This window comes from Almyronema sp., assembly GCF_052168255.1.
GTDB classification, from domain to species: domain Bacteria; phylum Cyanobacteriota; class Cyanobacteriia; order Phormidesmidales; family Phormidesmidaceae; genus Sphaerothrix; species Sphaerothrix epifaneia.
In genome coordinates, this window is the sequence record NZ_JBQLZL010000031.1 from 149,579 (window position 1) to 166,826 (window position 17,248).

Annotated in this window: 10 protein-coding genes; 9 read left to right on the forward strand and 1 reads right to left on the reverse strand. The window is 51.7% G+C overall.

Going from position 1 to position 17,248, the window contains the following annotated elements; genetic code table 11:
- Window positions 1-66 precede the first annotated feature (66 nt).
- The 5 genes from ACTS3T_RS06370 (at window position 67) to ACTS3T_RS06390 (ending at window position 7,016) form a co-directional block, all read left to right on the forward strand.
- Window positions 67-1,977, forward strand: coding sequence for a fumarate reductase/succinate dehydrogenase flavoprotein subunit (locus ACTS3T_RS06370; protein ID WP_377962793.1), 1,911 nt, complete (start codon window positions 67-69; stop codon window positions 1,975-1,977).
- 103 nt (window positions 1,978-2,080) lie between these two features.
- On the forward strand, window positions 2,081-3,427 hold the full coding sequence (locus ACTS3T_RS06375) for a cytosine deaminase (protein WP_462934857.1): 1,347 nt from the start codon (window positions 2,081-2,083) through the stop codon (window positions 3,425-3,427).
- Window positions 3,428-3,455: 28 nt separating this feature from the next.
- Window positions 3,456-4,223, forward strand: coding sequence for a cysteine hydrolase family protein (locus ACTS3T_RS06380; RefSeq protein ID WP_377962797.1), 768 nt, complete (start codon window positions 3,456-3,458; stop codon window positions 4,221-4,223).
- A 76-nt stretch (window positions 4,224-4,299) separates the two neighbouring features.
- Window positions 4,300-5,649, forward strand: a complete 1,350-nt coding sequence (locus ACTS3T_RS06385; RefSeq protein WP_377962799.1) for an FAD-binding oxidoreductase — start codon at window positions 4,300-4,302, stop codon at window positions 5,647-5,649.
- A gap of 239 nt (window positions 5,650-5,888) precedes the next feature.
- Complete coding sequence (locus tag ACTS3T_RS06390) at window positions 5,889-7,016, forward strand: site-2 protease family protein (protein ID WP_377962801.1); 1,128 nt, start codon at window positions 5,889-5,891, stop codon at window positions 7,014-7,016.
- 210 nt (window positions 7,017-7,226) lie between these two features.
- Here ACTS3T_RS06390 and ACTS3T_RS06395 read toward each other — a convergent pair whose 3' ends face one another.
- Window positions 7,227-7,424: a hypothetical protein gene (locus ACTS3T_RS06395; protein ID WP_377962803.1), complete on the reverse strand. Its 198-nt coding sequence runs from the start codon at window positions 7,422-7,424 to the stop codon at window positions 7,227-7,229.
- A gap of 293 nt (window positions 7,425-7,717) precedes the next feature.
- Between ACTS3T_RS06395 and ACTS3T_RS06400 the strand changes: the two genes are divergently transcribed.
- From ACTS3T_RS06400 to ACTS3T_RS06415, 4 genes are all read left to right on the forward strand, one after another.
- Window positions 7,718-8,566: an EamA family transporter gene (locus ACTS3T_RS06400; protein WP_377962805.1), complete on the forward strand. Its 849-nt coding sequence runs from the start codon at window positions 7,718-7,720 to the stop codon at window positions 8,564-8,566.
- A gap of 194 nt (window positions 8,567-8,760) precedes the next feature.
- Entirely contained in the window at window positions 8,761-9,192 is a 432-nt protein-coding gene (locus ACTS3T_RS06405; RefSeq protein WP_377962807.1) for a hypothetical protein, read from the forward strand.
- 493 nt (window positions 9,193-9,685) lie between these two features.
- Complete coding sequence (locus ACTS3T_RS06410; RefSeq protein ID WP_377962809.1) at window positions 9,686-15,721, forward strand: PAS domain S-box protein; 6,036 nt, start codon at window positions 9,686-9,688, stop codon at window positions 15,719-15,721.
- A gap of 158 nt (window positions 15,722-15,879) precedes the next feature.
- A complete protein-coding gene (locus tag ACTS3T_RS06415; protein ID WP_377962811.1) occupies window positions 15,880-17,247 on the forward strand; it encodes a DUF262 domain-containing protein in 1,368 nt (455 codons plus the stop codon).
- Window position 17,248: the final 1 nt, after the last annotated feature.

Genomic DNA, 17,248 nt, shown 5'->3' on the forward strand with positions numbered 1-17,248 from the left:
TGGCTCAGGGCGATCGCGTCCAGTCTTTTAATTCCGCAGTCTTGTATTTGTTTCTTCTAAAAATTCATGCTTGATCCGCGCGTTCCCGATGGCCCCCTCAAAGACAAATGGGACAGCTTTAAAGCGCATTGCCATCTGGTTAACCCCAACAACAAACGCAAACACACCCTTTTAGTCGTGGGAACTGGGCTAGCTGGCGCTTCAGCCGCTGCCACCCTGGCAGAACTGGGCTACCAGGTCAAAAGCTTTTGTATCCAAGACTCTCCTCGTCGCGCCCACAGCATCGCTGCTCAGGGCGGTATCAACGCCACCAAAAACTACCCAAACGATGGCGACTCGGTTTGGCGGTTGTTCTACGACACGATTAAAGGCGGCGACTATCGCTCACGCGAGGCCAACGTTTACCGTCTTGCCCAAATCAGCAACCAAATCATCGATCAGTGCGTTGCCCAAGGAGTGCCTTTTGCGCGGGAATATGGCGGCCTACTGGCCAATCGCTCCTTTGGCGGGGCACAGGTATCCCGTACGTTTTATGCCCGTGGGCAAACCGGGCAGCAGCTTTTGTTGGGAGCCTACAGCGCTTTGATGCGGATGGTGGCGGCAGGGCGGGTTGAGATTTTGGCTCGCCGAGAAATGTTGGATCTGGTGGTGGTCAACGGTCAGGCGCGCGGTATCGTAGTGCGCAATCTGCTGACCGGGGAGTTTGAGCGTTATGCCGGGGATGCGGTGCTGCTGTGTACGGGCGGCTACGGCAATGTGTTTTATCTCTCCACCAATGCCAAAAATTCAAACGTCACGGCAGCTTGGCGGTGTTATAAGCGGGGAGCCTTGTTTGCCAACCCTTGCTATACCCAAATTCACCCCACCTGTATTCCTGTTTCAGGCAGCTACCAGTCAAAACTGACGCTGATGAGCGAGGGGCTGCGCAACGATGGTCGCGTATGGGTACCCAAAGACCCAAACGATGCCAGATCGCCCAATCAAATTCCTGAGGGCGATCGCGACTATTATCTAGAGCGCAAATACCCCAGTTTTGGCAACCTGGTGCCGCGCGATGTCGCTTCGCGTAATGCCAAGCAAGTTACCGATGCAGGTCGTGGAGTAGGCGAGACGGGACTGTCCGTCTATCTAGACTTTCGCGATGCGATCGCCCGATTAGGCAAAGGCGCGATCGCTGAGCGCTACGGCAACCTGTTTGAAATGTACCAGCGGATTACGGGCGAAGATCCCTACGAAGTACCCATGCGGATCTATCCGGCAGTCCACTACACCATGGGCGGACTTTGGGTAGACTATCACCTTATGAGTACGGTGCCAGGGCTGTTTGTCTTAGGAGAAGCCAACTTTTCCGATCATGGAGCCAATCGACTAGGGGCCAGTGCGCTTATGCAGGGCTTGGCCGATGGCTATTTTGTTATTCCCTACACTCTGAGCGACTATCTGGCTCAGGCTGAACTGCCCCCCGTTGAGGTAAGCGATCCGGCCTTTGCCGCCGCCGCTGCCACAGCCCGCAGCCAAACGTTGAAGCTCCTCAGCATAGGGGGAGACAAAACCGTCATGGCGTTTCATCGAGAACTGGGTAAGCTGGTTTGGGATCATGTCGGCATGTCACGCGATCGCAGCGGGTTAGAACAAGCGATCGCCGCCATTGCTGCCCTGCGAAACGAGTTTTGGCAAAATCTGCGCGTTCCGGGGGAAGCCAATACGCTAAATAAAAACCTGGAGTTTGCCGGACGGGTTGCCGACTTTATAGAACTTGGCGAACTCATGGCTCGTGATGCTTTGCAGCGAGAAGAGTCCTGCGGCGGACACTTCCGCACAGAGTATCAAACCTCAGAAGGCGAAGCTTTGAGAAACGATACTCAATTCTCTTTTGTGGCAGCTTGGCAGTACCAAGGCGACGAGCAGCCCCCCATCCAACACAAAGAGCCACTCGCTTTTGAAAATGTGCATCTGACGCAGCGCAGCTATAAGTGAATTCTCAAGTTCGTTATCTAACGCCTGATTCGCCTACATTCGCTTTTCCGCTTTTGCTTTGCCAAAATAATAAAGGCCCCTTCATCCATGCAGGTTAGCATCCTTGAACTCTTTTGTTTCTCTACCCAAGGCCCCTTCCTACTGGGTAGTTAACGTCCGTATCCCCCGTCTTTTTTTAGAGCCGCTGCCGGATTGGGCTAATCTCTCTTCACCCCGTTGTCCGCCTGCCGCCGAAAACTTAGTAGCCGCTGATATTGAAATTAGGGGTGAACACATTACCCGTTTACAGCCAGCAGGCCAGCCGTTACCCCCTGAGGCTATCACCGTCAACGGGCAGCAAGGGCTAGTATGGCCCTGCTTTGTTGACGTGCATACTCATCTGGATAAAGGCCATACCTGGGAGCGCAGACCTAATCCAGACGGCACCTTTGACACCGCCCTTACCGTTGTCAATCTAGATCGAGAAAAGTACTGGGATGCCGAAGACGTCTATCGCCGCATGACGTTTGGCCTGAAGTGCAGCTATGCCCACGGCACTCAAGCTATCAGAACTCATTTAGACTCCTTTGAAGAGCAAGCACTCATCAGTACCGAAGTTTTTAAGGCGCTGCGAGATGACTGGCACGGGCGGCTGGCGCTAGAGGCCGTTTGTTTAGCTTCTTTAGACTATTACCAAACCCCGGCTGGTGAAAAGCTAGCAGACTTGATGGCTGAGGTGGGCGGGTTGATGGGGGGCGTGCTGCGCATGAACCCAGACATTGATCATCAAATCGATCGCCTGTTTAGCTTAGCCAAAGAGCGAGGCTTAAAGCTTGATCTACATACTGACGAAAGCTTAGATCCACAAGAAATGACGCTACGGCGGGTGGCCATGGCTAAGCAACGGCATGGCTTTGAGCTTGCGGTCACCTGTGCCCATTGCTGTAGCCTTTCGGTGCAGGCTGCCGACGTGGCTGCCGAAACAATGCGCTGGGTTAAAGAAACAGGGATTTCGATTGTGAGCTTACCGCTGTGCAATCTCTATCTGCAAGATCGGCAGCCGCAGCAAACGCCGCGCTACCGAGGGGTTACCCTCCTGCATGAGTTAAAGCAGCAGGGCATCCCGGTGATGCTAGCTAGCGACAATTGCCGCGATCCGTTTTTTGCCTATGGAGATCACGACATGCTGGAGGTGTTTACCCAATCTGCTCGCATTGGTCATCTCGATCGCCCTTTTGCTGATTGGCCCTTAGCAGTCACCCGGCTACCAGGAGAACTGATGAATTTGCCTCACAGTGGCCGCATAGCCCCTGGGCTAATGGCAGATTTAATCTTGTTTAAAGCTCGTAGCTTTAACGAATTGCTGGCTAGACCCCAAAGCGATCGCTTAGTGATTCGCCAAGGACAGGCCATTGACACCCCCTTGCCAGACTATGCCGAACTAGATGACTTGCTCACCGAGCTTCAGTAAAATTTGAGCGACGCGATCGCTTACCACTATGCCAGAACTGCACACGCTGGGAATACCGCCAACAGCCTGGCGGGTAAACGCTGAAGTGGCTGACCTGACCCGGCCAGCTTTACCCCTGCAAGAGATTAGCCTCCCCACCCAAACCAAACGGCTGAAGCTAGATTTGCACAAAACCGCCTGTGTGGTGGTAGACATGCAAAACGACTTTTGCCATGCCGACGGCTGGCTAGCCCACATTGGCGTGGATATTACCCCAGCTCGGCAACCGATTGCACCGCTGCAAACTTTGCTGCCCCAGCTTCGCCAAATCCAGGTGCCCATTCTGTGGCTCAACTGGGGCAATCGACCGGATTTGCTCAACATCAGTGCTGGGCTGCGCCATGTGTATAACCCTACTGGCACAGGTGTTGGCTTAGGTGACCCTCTGCCCCAAAACCAAGCCCCTGTTCTCACCAAGGGGAGTTGGGCCGCAGCCGTAGTAGACGAACTTACCCCCGCCCCCACCGATATTCAGGTGGATAAGTACCGCATGAGCGGATTTTGGGATACCCCCCTTGATAGCATTCTCAAAAATTTAGGCCGTACAACGCTTTTGTTTGCTGGGGTGAATGCTGACCAGTGCGTGCTTTGCACTTTACAAGACGCTAATTTTCTCGGCTACGACTGTATTTTGCTGCAAGACTGTACCGCGACAACTTCTCCCAGCTTTTGTTTGCAGGCGACGGTTTACAACGTCAACCAAATTTTTGGCTTCGTGACCGAGTCTAGCCATCTTTTAGCCGCGATCGCGGCTTAAGCTGCTCGTATGCCTTTTTCAGCGCAATTGATCCGACCAACGTTTTATCCGATTACTTCTTCTTACCTAGCCACTCATGACCACAGCCACCAACTGGGACACCTTCAGCACCGCTTTAGGCGACATTGAAGTCATCCGCGATCGCAATCAGTTAGAAAAGCTTTCCAAAGACTATTACCACTTCAGCCCAGTCTTACAAAAGCAGCTAGCCGACAAAGTGGCCGACATTGTTGTCCGCCCCCAGTCAGAAGCAGAAGTCTTGCAGGTGGCTCAAGTCTGTGTAGAAAGGCAACTGCCCGTTACCCTGCGCGGAGCCGGAACGGGCAACTACGGACAGTGTATTCCGCTGGCAGGTGGTGTAGTGCTGGATTTGAGCCGTCTTAACCAGGTGAAGTGGGTTAAGCCCGGTATGGCTTGTGTAGAAGCCGGGGCTAAACTCGCTGCCATCGACAAAGTAACGCGGGCGTCTGGCTGGGAGCTGCGCATGTATCCTTCTACCTATCGCACTGCTACCATTGGCGGCTTTATTGGCGGCGGCAGCGGCGGTATTGGCTCAATCACCTACGGGCAACTGCGCGATCGCGGCAACCTCAACGCCGTGCGGGTGGTGACTTTAGAAGACCAGCCACGGGTGCTGACGCTGCGGGGCGATGACGTGCAAAAGGTTCTACACGCCTATGGCACCAACGGCATTATCACCGAGCTAGAAATTCCGTTAGGGCCTGCTTATGCTTGGGCAGAAGTGATTGTCGTCTTTGACGACTTTATGCATGCCGCCAGATTTGGGCAAGCCTTGGGAGAAGCAGACGGACTGGTGAAAAAGCTCATCAGCATTCAGGCATGGCCTATTCCCAGCTATTTTCAGTCGCTCAAGCCCTATTTGCCGACGGGTAAACATGCCGCTTTGCTGATGGTGGCAGAGCCATCTCTAGAATTGTTTGAAGCCCTAGTGAAGGCTTGGGGTGCCGAAATTACCTATCGCAAGCTTGCGGCTGAAGCGGGCAAAGGTACCGCGATCGCCGAATTTACCTGGAACCACACTACCTTACACGCCCGCAGCGTTGATCCTGGCTTTACCTACCTACAAACGCTATTTCCCTACGATCCTGAGCTAACGCTGGTAGAACACATGCTCAACCAGTTTGGCGACGAAGCGCTCATGCATTTAGAATTTTTCCGGGTTGAGGGTAAGGTAATTGCGGCAGCGCTCCAACTGGTGCGCTACACCAGCGAAGCCCGACTTAATGAAATTATTCGCTACCACGAGGCCAAAGGCGCTTTTATTGCCAATCCTCACACGTATATTTTGGAAGACGGGGGTCGCAAAACCGTGGATCTCGATCAGGTCAATTTCAAAGCCGAGGTCGATCCCTACGGATTGCTCAACCCCGGTAAAATGCGGGGCTGGCTAGAGCGGTTCAATTAACCCCTGGTACGGGTTAACCCCAAGCTAAGGGGCACAGCCCACGAGCTATCTCTACCCCGCGATAGAGGGGCTATCCGAACCGAAAAGAGCGGTTTTCTAGCTGAGAGCCGATTTACATTTTGTTACGATCGAAGCTGTAATGAAGGGAGAGCGTACTTCTAACTTTGCCTTGCAGCGGTTTAAAACTGCTTAGAATTGTTTAGAACTGCGATCGCCCTGTAGATTTCTGAGAGGTGCCCATGAATGGCAGTATACGTGCGGGCAATTTGTTCGGTATTCCCTTTTACATCAACACATCCTGGTTTTTCGTTTTAGCGCTGGTTACCTGGAGCTACGGCAGCGGTCTAGCTTACGAGTTTGACTCCCTTACGGGGTTAGCCCCCTGGGTTTTGGGTTTGGGGGCAGCTCTGCTGCTGTTTGCTTCTGTATTAGCCCACGAATTAGGTCACAGTTTTGCCGCTATTCGCCAGGGCATTAAAGTACGCTCAATTACGCTATTTCTTTTCGGCGGCTTAGCAGCTTTAGAAAAAGAGTCAGATTCACCCGGAAATGCCTTTTGGGTAGCGATCGCTGGCCCCGTTGTTAGCCTGGTTCTGTTTGCACTTTTGACCGTAATTAACACGGTGCTGCCCATTAGCGGCCCGATTGCCGCCATTTTGAGCTTACTGGCCTATCTCAACCTGGTGCTGGCGCTGTTTAATCTTATTCCTGGGTTGCCGTTAGATGGCGGTAATGTACTCAAGGCACTGGTTTGGAAGATTACGGGCAATCCCTACAAAGGCGTGGGCTTTGCTAGCCGCGTCGGCCAGTTTTTTGGTTGGGTCGCTATTGCTATCGGTGTGCTAGCAGTTTTAGGCGTCAGCCAGTTTGGCAGCGTTTGGACGATTTTGATCGGCTTCTTTTTGCTGCAAAATGCCAACCGCTCCGCTCAATTTGCTGATGTGCAGGAACAGCTTGATGGCCTTACCGCAGCAGATGCAGTGACGGCAGATAGCCCCATTGTGTCGCAGTCAGCCACGCTACGTCAGTTTGCCGACGCAGCGGTTTTAACCACCGATAAGCGCTGGCGCAAGTTTTTAGTAGTCAACGAAGCCGATCAGCTAGTCGGTACCCTTTCGGTTTCTGTGCTGCAAGACGTTGCTAGAGAAGATTGGGAAACGGTGACAGTAGGCGATCGCTTGCAATCAGTTGAACGTGACGCGGAAGTTAGCGCCGATCAGCCTTTGTTAGAGGTTCTCAAGGTATTTGAAGAAAAACGAGTATCGGAACTGGTCGTTTTGAGCGCAGATCGCAGCTTGTTGGGACTTTTAGAAAAAGCCGCCATCGTCCGGCTTTTGCAAAAACGCTCTGAAGTTACCCCGGCCTAACGCTACAGGCATGGCTACAAAGCGCAAAGGCGCGGCCTCTGCCGCGCCTTTGCGCTTAAACAAAATATTTTCAGGACAGTGATACAGGTATATAGCTAAAGGCTGAGGGCAGAAGAAAATGTTTCTATCAGAAGCTTTCAGCCACTATTGAGTGTTTTAGCTTTAAGGCATTACAGCTATCACTGCTGACTAGATATCGCTAAGGCAATGTCAGGCCAGCACCCGGGTGACCCTAACGTCATACTCCGTCGCCTTAGGGTGGGCAGCCTCGGCGCGGCTCAACGCATTATACTGAGCTTGGTTTCTGGAGTTCGCACTGATCCGATAGCGCTCTTCTAAAAAGCGGCAGCTCGTATCAGCCAAACTCTGGCATTCACAAATGTCAACAAATACTTCATAGGTGTGCATTGGAATCACCTCTTTGTCCTATTAGTGTTGAGTCTTTGGACAAAAATAGTATCCTGCATAACCTTGACTAGCGGCTGATGACGTTAACAAAATTTCCGGTAAACATTTCTTTTGTCAAGGTATAAAAATACGTTTTGCGACAATTCATCTTTTTTATACGTTTTGAATCTTTTGCCTAGCGAAAATCGGGTTGTTTGCTAAGCCATTTTTGGCCGAGAACGCGCTGATAAACGCCCCCCGTTAAGACATGTGCCAAACTTTTTGAACAGTTTATTTGTCAAGCGCCCAAACGCATGAAGCAGATTGCATCTCGGCTTTCGGTACCGCCCTTGGGGCTGGTGCTATGCTCAATTGGCTCAACCCAGATTGGCTCAGCTTTGGCCAAGTCACTTTTTCAGCAAATTGGCCCCACGGGAATGGTGCTGTTGCGGGTAGGTTTTGCTGCCGTGATTTTGTTTTTGCTGTGGCGACCTCGCTGGCAGGCGCTGGTGCGCACCCATCTCTGGCTGCTAGTGGCGTTTGGCCTTTCGCTGGCTCTGATGAATTGGTCATTCTATGAAGCGATCAATCGGGTGCCCATTGGCATCGGGGTTGCGCTAGAGTTTTTGGGGCCGTTGGGGGTGGCGATCGCCAATTCTAGACGCTGGATTGATGGGCTTTGGGTGATGCTAGCGGGGGCGGGGATTCTCTTGCTAGCACCGATTCAGGGCTTTGAAGTTGATCTGCTGGGTATGGCTTTAGCCCTTTTAGCAGGGGTCTTTTGGGCTGCTTATATTCTCTTGTCGGCTCGGACGGGGCGAGCCATTCCGGGAATTGACGGCTTGACGTGGGCGATGGCGATCGCTACCTTGGTTTTGCTGCCGCTAGGGGTGGCAACAGAAGGCGCAGCTCTCCTACAACCGCCAGCGCTTTTGTTGGGTTTGGGGGTGGCGCTGCTGTCGTCAGTGGTGCCCTATTCGTTTGAACTGATTGCCCTGCGATCGCTGCCGATTAAAACATTTGGCGTACTGCTGAGCTTAGAACCCGTTGCGGCGGCGATCGCTGGTTGGTGGGTTTTGGGTGAAACCCTATCCCTGCGAGCCTGGATTGCGATTGGCCTGGTCAGTTTGGCTGCAGCCGGAGCGGCGCGATTTCGATCGTAACTATTTCTGTAACGGTCTGAGCGCATCTGCAGAGAAATAGCTAGTCTAGAAAAAGCCTCCCCGTCGATCGCCCCGTCGATTTTGCGGCACTGCCTGCCCTTGGCAAATAGGAAGCTGGTTGCTAGGCAATGTCGCTGGCAAAAGCCAGTCTTTTATCTCATTTTGCAACGAGTGATAGCAACTGACCTAGACAAATGGCACCTGCAAAAGCGCTACAACAACTGATTTTGATTGGTATTGGCATTATCGTCTTTGGCTTGGGCTATGTAGCGGGCAGACAGGCGATCGCCTGTCCGCCTACGACGGATCTCGCAGGTAATGCGACGCCGCCCGCCGTGCAACCTGACATGACGCCTACATCTACTAGCCCACCTGATGCGTTAATCAACCAGGTTTTAGAAACTACCGCTGCGGCTAGCAACGTTCCCCTAGCCGAACTATCCGTTGTTCGCTACAGCCGCGAAACCTGGCCCGATGGTTGTTTAGGGCTAGCCGAACCCGACGAGCTATGTACACAAGCCTTAGTAGAAGGCTGGCTGATTCAAGTTTCTCCTGATCGCGAAACCGACAAAACCTGGACGTATCGTACTGATCTCAGCGGCGATCGCATTCGTCTAGCGGATTAAAACAATTGATTTGCATTGTCGGGATACGCTTGAGCAGTTTGCCAACATGTTCCGGAAAGCGAAGCCGCCAGCTCGTATTGGGCAATAGGACGATTGCCTGAGCCGGACAGCAGCATCGCTAAAGGCAGCAGGCTGATGGCAGCAGGAAAGTTTTGCTGTCAACGCTTTTCAGCAATTGCAGGGGTTTAATACCGATTCTTCAAAAGAAAGGTACAGATGAGAATGACGAAACATATGCAGAGCAAAGACTGTTCAATTCAAAATCGAAAATCCCAAATCGAGAATTGATACAACGCTTGTGGCTACCGCCATATCGAACGGTCTAGCTTTTAGAAAACATAAAGCTTTTGTGTTTAAAGAAAATTGTCTAAGCTAAAGGGAACGATGAAAATATTCTTATAAATTCGCAGCTTTACGCAGTCCGGCTTTCGCAGCCCGTACACTGAATTGGGATAACATAATCGCCTGCTATAAAATAAACTTATAATCCCTCGTGCCACGGCTTTCTCCTTTAGTAGAACTTAGGTCTGCCATTGTTCGTGATCCCTTGGTTGTTTCACCGGATACCACGGTAAGAAACGCGATCGCCCAAATGAGCGGCGTCCATTCGCATCAGCCTGTTTCTCCTCGCCCCCTTCAGCATTCAGAGGTTGATCAAGATCTCCAACCACAGCAGAACGCAGCAGCGCCATCGAGCTGCGTTTTAGTCGTAGAAAACAGACAGGTCATTGGGATTCTGACTGAGCCAGATGTGGTGCGTTTGGTAGCGCAACAGCAACCCCTCGACGGTTTAGCCATCCGCCAGGTAATGACCCAGCCAGTCGTGACGCTGCGCGAATCGGCCTTTACCGATTTGTTTGCGGCAATTGACCTGCTGCAGCAGCACAAGATTCGACATTTACCCCTGCTAGACGAGCAAAACCAGCTAGCAGGATTAGTCACCGATGAAAGCCTGCGCCAAATCGCATCTGCTCAAGCCTTAGCGCGATCGCAACAGCAAGAAGCCGTCATTGCCGAGATTAGTTTGCGCGTTCGGCAGTACCTGGGGCTAGAAGAGATTGCAACCGCCATTGTTCAAGAAGTGCAGACCTTTCTAGCCGCCGATCGGGTCATTATTTACCGATTTGCCCCCGATATGAGTGGCACCATTGTGGCAGAAGCGGTGAGTCCTCCCTGGACACCCTGTTTGCAGGTGCAAATTGCTGATACCTGCTTTCAGGCAAACCAAGGCGGCAGCTATCGAGATGGCAAAGTGTTTGCCGTTTCTGATGTTTACAAGGCTGACCTTACGACCTGTCATCTGCAACTACTAGAGCGCTTTCAGGTACGAGCCAATCTGGTCGTCCCTATTTTGTTGACCAACAATCAGGCTCAACCGCTTTGGGGACTGCTCATCGCCCATCAGTGTTCTGCCCCTAGAGACTGGCAAGCTAGTAACGTTCGCTTGTTGCAACAACTAGCCGTGCAGCTAGCGATCGCTTTGCAGCAAGCAGAACTCTATCAATCTCTGCAAACCTTCAACGCTTCTCTTGAACAAAGAGTCAATGAGCGCACCAGAGAACTCGAAGCCCTAGCTAGTCGAGAGCGTCTAGTTACCCAGATTGCGACGCAAATCAGTTCGTCGTTGAACCTGCAGGTGATTTTAGATACGGCTGTGCAGGAAATTTGCTCGTTCCTTCAGTGCGATCGCGTCATCATCTATGAGTTGCGGCCTGACTTTAGCGGCACCGTCGTAGCTGAATCTATTTTGGGTACCAGTCGTTCTGTTCTCAACAGCGAAGTCCATGACCCCTGTGTATCGGCAGAGTGGATAGAACCTTATCGCCAGGGTCGCATTCGCGTCGTCAACGACATCTACAACGAAGCCATCACCATCTGCCACCAGGAAATGCTGCTGAGCTTCGACATTCGGGCTAAGCTGATGGTGCCGATTTTGGTTGAAGATCAGCTTTGGGGGCTACTGCTTGCTAGCCACCGCAGTACTCCCCGGCAGTGGCAAAGCGACGAAATTGGCTTGGTCAGACAGCTATCCATTCAGGTATCGATTGCCATTCAGCAGGCGATCGCTTACGAAAAAGCCCAGATTGAGTTAGTAGAACGGCAGCGCACCGAAGCCCGACTGCGAGAAAGCGAACAGCGCTATGCTTCGCTGGCGGCGGCGGCACCAGTGGGTATTTTTCGAGCTGATATCACGGGCTACTGTACCTATATCAACGATCGTTACTGCCAGATTACCGGACTGACGCCAGAAGCAACGGCCAGAGGCGGGTGGCAGCAGGGATTGCACGCCAGCGATCGCGATCGGGTTGTTGCCGAATGGGAGCAGGCTGTCCGCAGTCACCGTCCCTTTCAGCTTGAATATCGCTTTCAGCGTCCCGATGGCACCGTTGTTTGGGTGTATGGTCAATTCGTAGCCGAACGAAATGCCACTGGACAGGTGATGGGCTATGTCGGCACGATTACCGATATTAGCGATCGCAAGCAAGCCGAAGCCGCTTTAGAAGAAAGTGAACAACGCTTTCGCCAACTGTTTGAATCGACGCCAAAAATTGCCGTTCAAGGCTACAATCGCCACCGCCAAGTCATTTACTGGAACGAAGCTAGCGAGGCGCTTTATGGCTATCCCAAGCGTGAGGCCATTGGTCGGCAGCTAGAAGATCTGATTATTCCGCCAGAAATGCGGCAGGCAGTGATCGATGCTGTCAACAACTGGCTAGAAACAGGTCAGCCCATCCCAGCCAGTGAACTCAATCTTCTTCGCCAAGACGGCTCCCAAGTAGCAGTCTTCTCCAGCCACATCATGCTGACCAATACCGCTGGCGAACCCGAAATGTACTGTGTAGACATCGATTTAAGCGATCGCAAGCAAGCAGAGCGCCAGCTCCAAAATTTGATTGCTGGCACAGCCGCTACAACCGGACAAGACTTTTTCCCTGCTTTAGTTAGCCACATTGCCGAAGCCTTGAATGTTTCTTATGCCGTTGTTGCAAGCCAAACAGATGGCGTACTTCATACCCTGGCATTTTGGGCCAATGGCGCTTTGCAACCGGGTTTCTCCTATTTGCCCCACACGACCCCTTGTGAGCGCACCTTAGAAGAAGGCATTTTTTACTGTCAGCAAGCCGTTCAGCAGCGCTTCCCGACCGAACATTTAGACTTAGCAGCCCTAGGTGTCGAAAGTTATCTGGGTATTGCCTTGCGCGATACCGAAGGTGAAGCGATTGGCACACTGTGCATTCTCAATCAAGCACCCATTCAAGACCCGCAAAGAGCCGAGCAAATTTTGCAGGTGTTTGCAGCTCGGGCTGCCGCCGAACTCGAACGCCAGCGAGCCAGTACGCTGCTAGAGCAACTCAATCAAGCCCTAGAAGCCAAGGTCGAAGAACGTACCAAAGCGCTGACTATGACCCAATCGGCGGTAGATTTAGCCGCCGAGGGCGTTTTTTGGATTCGACCAGATAGCAGTTTTTACTATGTCAACGAAGCCGCTTGCTCAATGCTGGGCTATACCAAATCAGAATTACTTAATTTGTCGGTCATTGACATTGATCCCAGCATGTCTCCAGAGCGCTGGATTGAACACTGGCAAGCCATTCAGCAGCAGCGCACCTTTATTTTAGAAACCCAGCATCAGACTAAAGATGGGCGGATCTATCCGGTTGAAGTTGGGGTCAACTACCTTTTACTCAACGGCGAAGAATTTAACTTTGCTTTCGTTAGAGATATTAGCGATCGCAAGCAGGCTGAAGATCATCTCCGTCAGCTATCGACGCGGCTCAATTTGGCAGTGGAGTCTGCAGGGATTGGCATTTGGGATTGGGATATCAGCCAAAACAGCCTGGTGTGGGATAAACGGATGTATGAACTCTATGGCATTGAGCCAGAGGCGTTCACCAGTGTCTATGACGCTTGGTTTAACAGCTTACACCCCGATGAGCGGGCAAAGGCCGAACAAATCTCGCAGCAAGCGCTACGGGGAGAAGCCGATTACGACACCGAATTTCGGGTGATTCACCCTGATGGCACGATTCGATTTATTAAAGCCAATGCCCTAGTGCAACGGAACCCAGAAGGGGAACCGCAGCGGATGATTGGCATTAACTATGACATCACCAACCTCAAAGCGGCTGAAGTCTCAATGAGACAACAACTGGCCACCATCGAAGCGGCGGTGGATGGCATTGCCATTCTCCAAGGAGACACCTACCTCTACATGAACCAGGCTCACCTAGATCTCTTCGGCTATGAAAAGGCAGAAGATCTCGTCGGTCAATCCTGGAAGCTTTTGTATTCTGCCGAAGAAGCCAGACGGTTTGAACGAGAAGTGTTTCCCCAACTAGAGCGCGATCGCGCTTGGCAAGGTGAGGCGATCGCGCTCCGCAAAGATGGTTCTCCTTTTGCCGAAGGCTTATCTTTAACGCTGACCGAAGACGGACTGCTCATTTGTGTTTGCCGCAACATTAACGATCGCAAGGCAGCCGAAAAGGTCTTGACCATGACGCAATCAGCCATTGATTTAGCGGCTGAAGGTGTTTTTTGGGTACGGCCAGATGGCAGCTTTTATTATGTCAATGAAGCGGCTTGTTCAATGTTGGGCTATAGCCGAGAAGAACTGCTGTCGTTAAGCGTTTTCGATATTGATCCTGACTTTTTCCCTGGTGGTTGGTCAGAACACTGGCAAGAATTCAGGCAGCACCGCACTTTTACGATGGAATCTCGCCACCAGTCTAGAGATGGGCGCATTTATCCGGTTGAAATTAGCGTTAACTACCTCAATCTCTACGGCGAAGAGTACAAATTTGCCTTTGTCAGAGATATTAGCGATCGCAAGCAAGCCGAACAAGACCTAATTCAAGCCAAAGAAGCCGCCGAAGCCGCCGCTCGCGCCAAAAGCGAATTTCTTGCCCGCATGAGCCACGAAATTCGCACACCAATGAATGGTGTCATTGGCATGTTAAGCCTGTTGCAAGATACCGACCTCAACCAAGATCAACGCTTCCAGGCCAGTATTGCCCAATCCAGTGCCGAATCTTTGCTCACGCTGCTCAAAGACATTCTGGATTTCTCCAAAATTGACGCTGGCAAGCTAGAACTAGAAATTCTAGACTTCGACCTGCACCAGCACTTAGGCGACTTAGCCAAAGCAATGGCCTTAAAGGCACAAGAAAAAGATTTAGAACTGGTGCTAGATCTACGCGGTATCCAGCAGCCCTTAGTCAAAGGCGATCCGGGACGGCTGCGACAAATATTCACCAACCTGGTAGACAACGCCATCAAGTTTACCGAGCAGGGCGAAATTGTCATTCGGTGCCGTCTAGCAGCCGAAGGCGATACGCTCAGGTTCGTTGGCTCAGTGAGCGATACAGGCATTGGTATTCCGCCCGACAAAATTGCCAGTTTGTTTGCTCCCTTCACCCAAGTTGATGCCAGCACCACCCGCAAATATGGAGGTACGGGGTTAGGACTGGCCATTACTCAAAAGCTCTGCGAATTAATGGGAGGCAGCATTGCCGTCTATAGTGAACCCGGCAACGGTAGCCGTTTTGAATTCACCGCCATCCTCCAGCCTAGCGAACAGCCGCAACCTGCTTCTCCGCTAGCCCACCTGCCTACCCTAACGCTGCTAGTGGTCGATCACAACGCCATTAACCGCGAAGTTCTGTGCCGTCAGTTACAAAATTGGGGAGCCAACGTTTTAGAAGCAGCCAACGGCCCTGATGCGCTAGCCCTATGTGCAGCCCAACTCAGCCAGAGCAGCGATGCTAGCAAACCTCCTTTTGATATCGCCCTGCTAGATATGCAAATACCCGATATGGATGGAGCCGAGCTAGGCAAGCGGTTACAGGCCGATCCTCGCTTTCAGACTATCCCTCTGGTTATGATGACCTCCATCAGTCATCGCAATAGCGCTCAGCGCTTTAACGACCTCGGCTTTAGCGCTTACCTCACCAAACCCATTACCCCGTCTGATCTGCTAGACGCCCTATCCCTGGTAAGACCCGACGGGGCAACGCCCCTCTATACAACCGCTGCCCAGACATCGCTAGCGGCTCTGTCAAAGCAGCGAACTCAGCAAGCAGTCAAAACCACATATCACTGGCCACCCCAAACGCGGATGTTATTAGCAGAAGACAACCGGGTTAACCAGATGGTGGTTAAGCGTTTGCTCAAAAGACTGGGATTGGAAGTAGACCTGGTCTTTAATGGCTTTGAAGCACTTAGTGCGTTAGAGCAAGCGCCCGCCGATAATCTTTACACGCTGGTTTTAATGGACTGCCAGATGCCTGAAATGGATGGCTATGAGGCTAGCCGCCAGATTCGAGCAGGCATAGCTGGGCAGCACAATCAAAGTGTCACTATCATCGCCATGACAGCCAACGCCATGAAAGGCGACAAAGAAAAGTGCCTAGAAGCAGGCATGAATGATTATCTGGCTAAACCCATTACCCCTCAAGCCCTGGCTGAGATGTTAGAAAAGTGGCTAATAGAGGGAGGCAATGAGGCAGCGGGGTCGCTGCCAGATCCGTAGACAACGCTTGGGCGCTCTAAACAGGAGCGCTTCAAAGTTGCAGCCGCATTTGAGGATATTTTCGCCATTATCCTCAAATGAACTTTCTGACTTCAGGTTTAGTACGCTACCCTTTATCGTATTGATAGTCCTGAATCCCAAAGGACAAAGCGTCCGTCATGCAAGACACCCAGATTTTCCCTGAAGAAACGACTCGCCGACCGCTCGATCTGATTATTGAAGAAACTGAAGACGATGCTCCGTTTGAGATTCCTCCTGAAAAGCGGCGCGTCAAGACGGACAAACAAGATTTACCCGTTGAAACCCTGGTTAGCTGGGTCAATCGTGGCAAGCTCAACTTGCAGCCTGACTTTCAGCGTAATTTTGTTTGGCCGACCAGTCGAGCCAGCCGCTTGATTGAGTCACTACTGCTGGAAATTCCGATTCCGGTGATCTATGTGGCTGAAGAGCGCAACCGCACCTATTCGGTCGTGGATGGTCAGCAGCGACTAACCAGCATTTGCGCTTTCGTCAATGGTCAGTTTCCGGGGGGCAATGATTTTAAGCTATCAGGGTTACAGGTCTTAACCGAACTCAATCGTAAGACCTTCAACGATTTAGACATGGATCTGCAGGAAAGTATTTTGAACTTTATCCTGCGGCTAATTGTGATCGAAGAAGACTCTGACCCAGATGTGAAGTTTGAGGTCTTTGAACGCCTCAACTTGGGAGCTGAAAAGCTGAATGACCAAGAGGTTCGCAACTGCGTTTATCGCGGTAATTACAATGAATTGCTACGAGAACTGGTTGCCAATGAGTACATGCTCAAAATCATGAACTCAGACCAGCCCCATACTCGTATGGCCGATCGGCAGTTGATTTTGCGTTTCTTCGCCATGTGGCGCAACACTCATCTGAAATACAAAGGTCCGATGAAGCGCTTTCTTAATGCTGAGATGGAGCAGCACCGCAACCTCAGCCCGCGCAATTTGGCAGAAATGAAATGGGTATTTGAAAAGTCGATTGAAATGGCTTATGCCGTTTTTGGTGAGAATGCGTTTCGACGCTACAAGCCAGGTAGCGCCAAAGATGCCAATGGCACTTGGGAAGGTAGCCGATTTAATGTGGCGCTCTGGGATACGCTGCTTTATACCTTTAGCTATTACAGCAAAGAGCAAATTTTGCCGATTTGCGATCGCGTGCGAGAAGAATTTCTTGACCTGATGACTAGCGATGCTAAATTTTCGGAATACATTAGCAGCAGTACCGATAAGCCAGAGCGGATTCAATATCGAGCCGATACCTGGCGGCAGCGCTTACAAGGGTTGATTGGCTTAGATCCGATTGATACTCCGGCGGCTTTTTCCAAAGCCCGCAAGCAAGAGCTGCTTGATCGCAATGCCACCTGCCATGTCTGCTGGAAGCCGATTCAACATGCTGACGATGCCGTTTTAGCCCACATTCCCCGCTATTGGCGAGAACCTTGTAACATTCCTGACAATGCCCGTCTCGATCATCGCTACTGCCATCACAGCCTTCACCGATAAC

Bases quoted from the DNA above. Each gene is read 5' to 3' on its own strand.
- ACTS3T_RS06370 (WP_377962793.1), top strand. From the start codon at position 67: ATGCTTGATCCGCGCGTTCCCGATGGCCCCCTCAAAGACAAATGGGAC.
- ACTS3T_RS06380 (WP_377962797.1), top strand. From the start codon at position 3,456: ATGCCAGAACTGCACACGCTGGGAATACCGCCAACAGCCTGGCGGGTA.
- ACTS3T_RS06385 (WP_377962799.1), top strand. From the start codon at position 4,300: ATGACCACAGCCACCAACTGGGACACCTTCAGCACCGCTTTAGGCGAC.
- ACTS3T_RS06390 (WP_377962801.1), top strand. From the start codon at position 5,889: ATGAATGGCAGTATACGTGCGGGCAATTTGTTCGGTATTCCCTTTTAC.
- ACTS3T_RS06395 (WP_377962803.1), bottom strand. From the start codon at position 7,424: ATGCACACCTATGAAGTATTTGTTGACATTTGTGAATGCCAGAGTTTG.
- ACTS3T_RS06400 (WP_377962805.1), top strand. From the start codon at position 7,718: ATGAAGCAGATTGCATCTCGGCTTTCGGTACCGCCCTTGGGGCTGGTG.
- ACTS3T_RS06405 (WP_377962807.1), top strand. From the start codon at position 8,761: ATGGCACCTGCAAAAGCGCTACAACAACTGATTTTGATTGGTATTGGC.
- ACTS3T_RS06415 (WP_377962811.1), top strand. From the start codon at position 15,880: ATGCAAGACACCCAGATTTTCCCTGAAGAAACGACTCGCCGACCGCTC.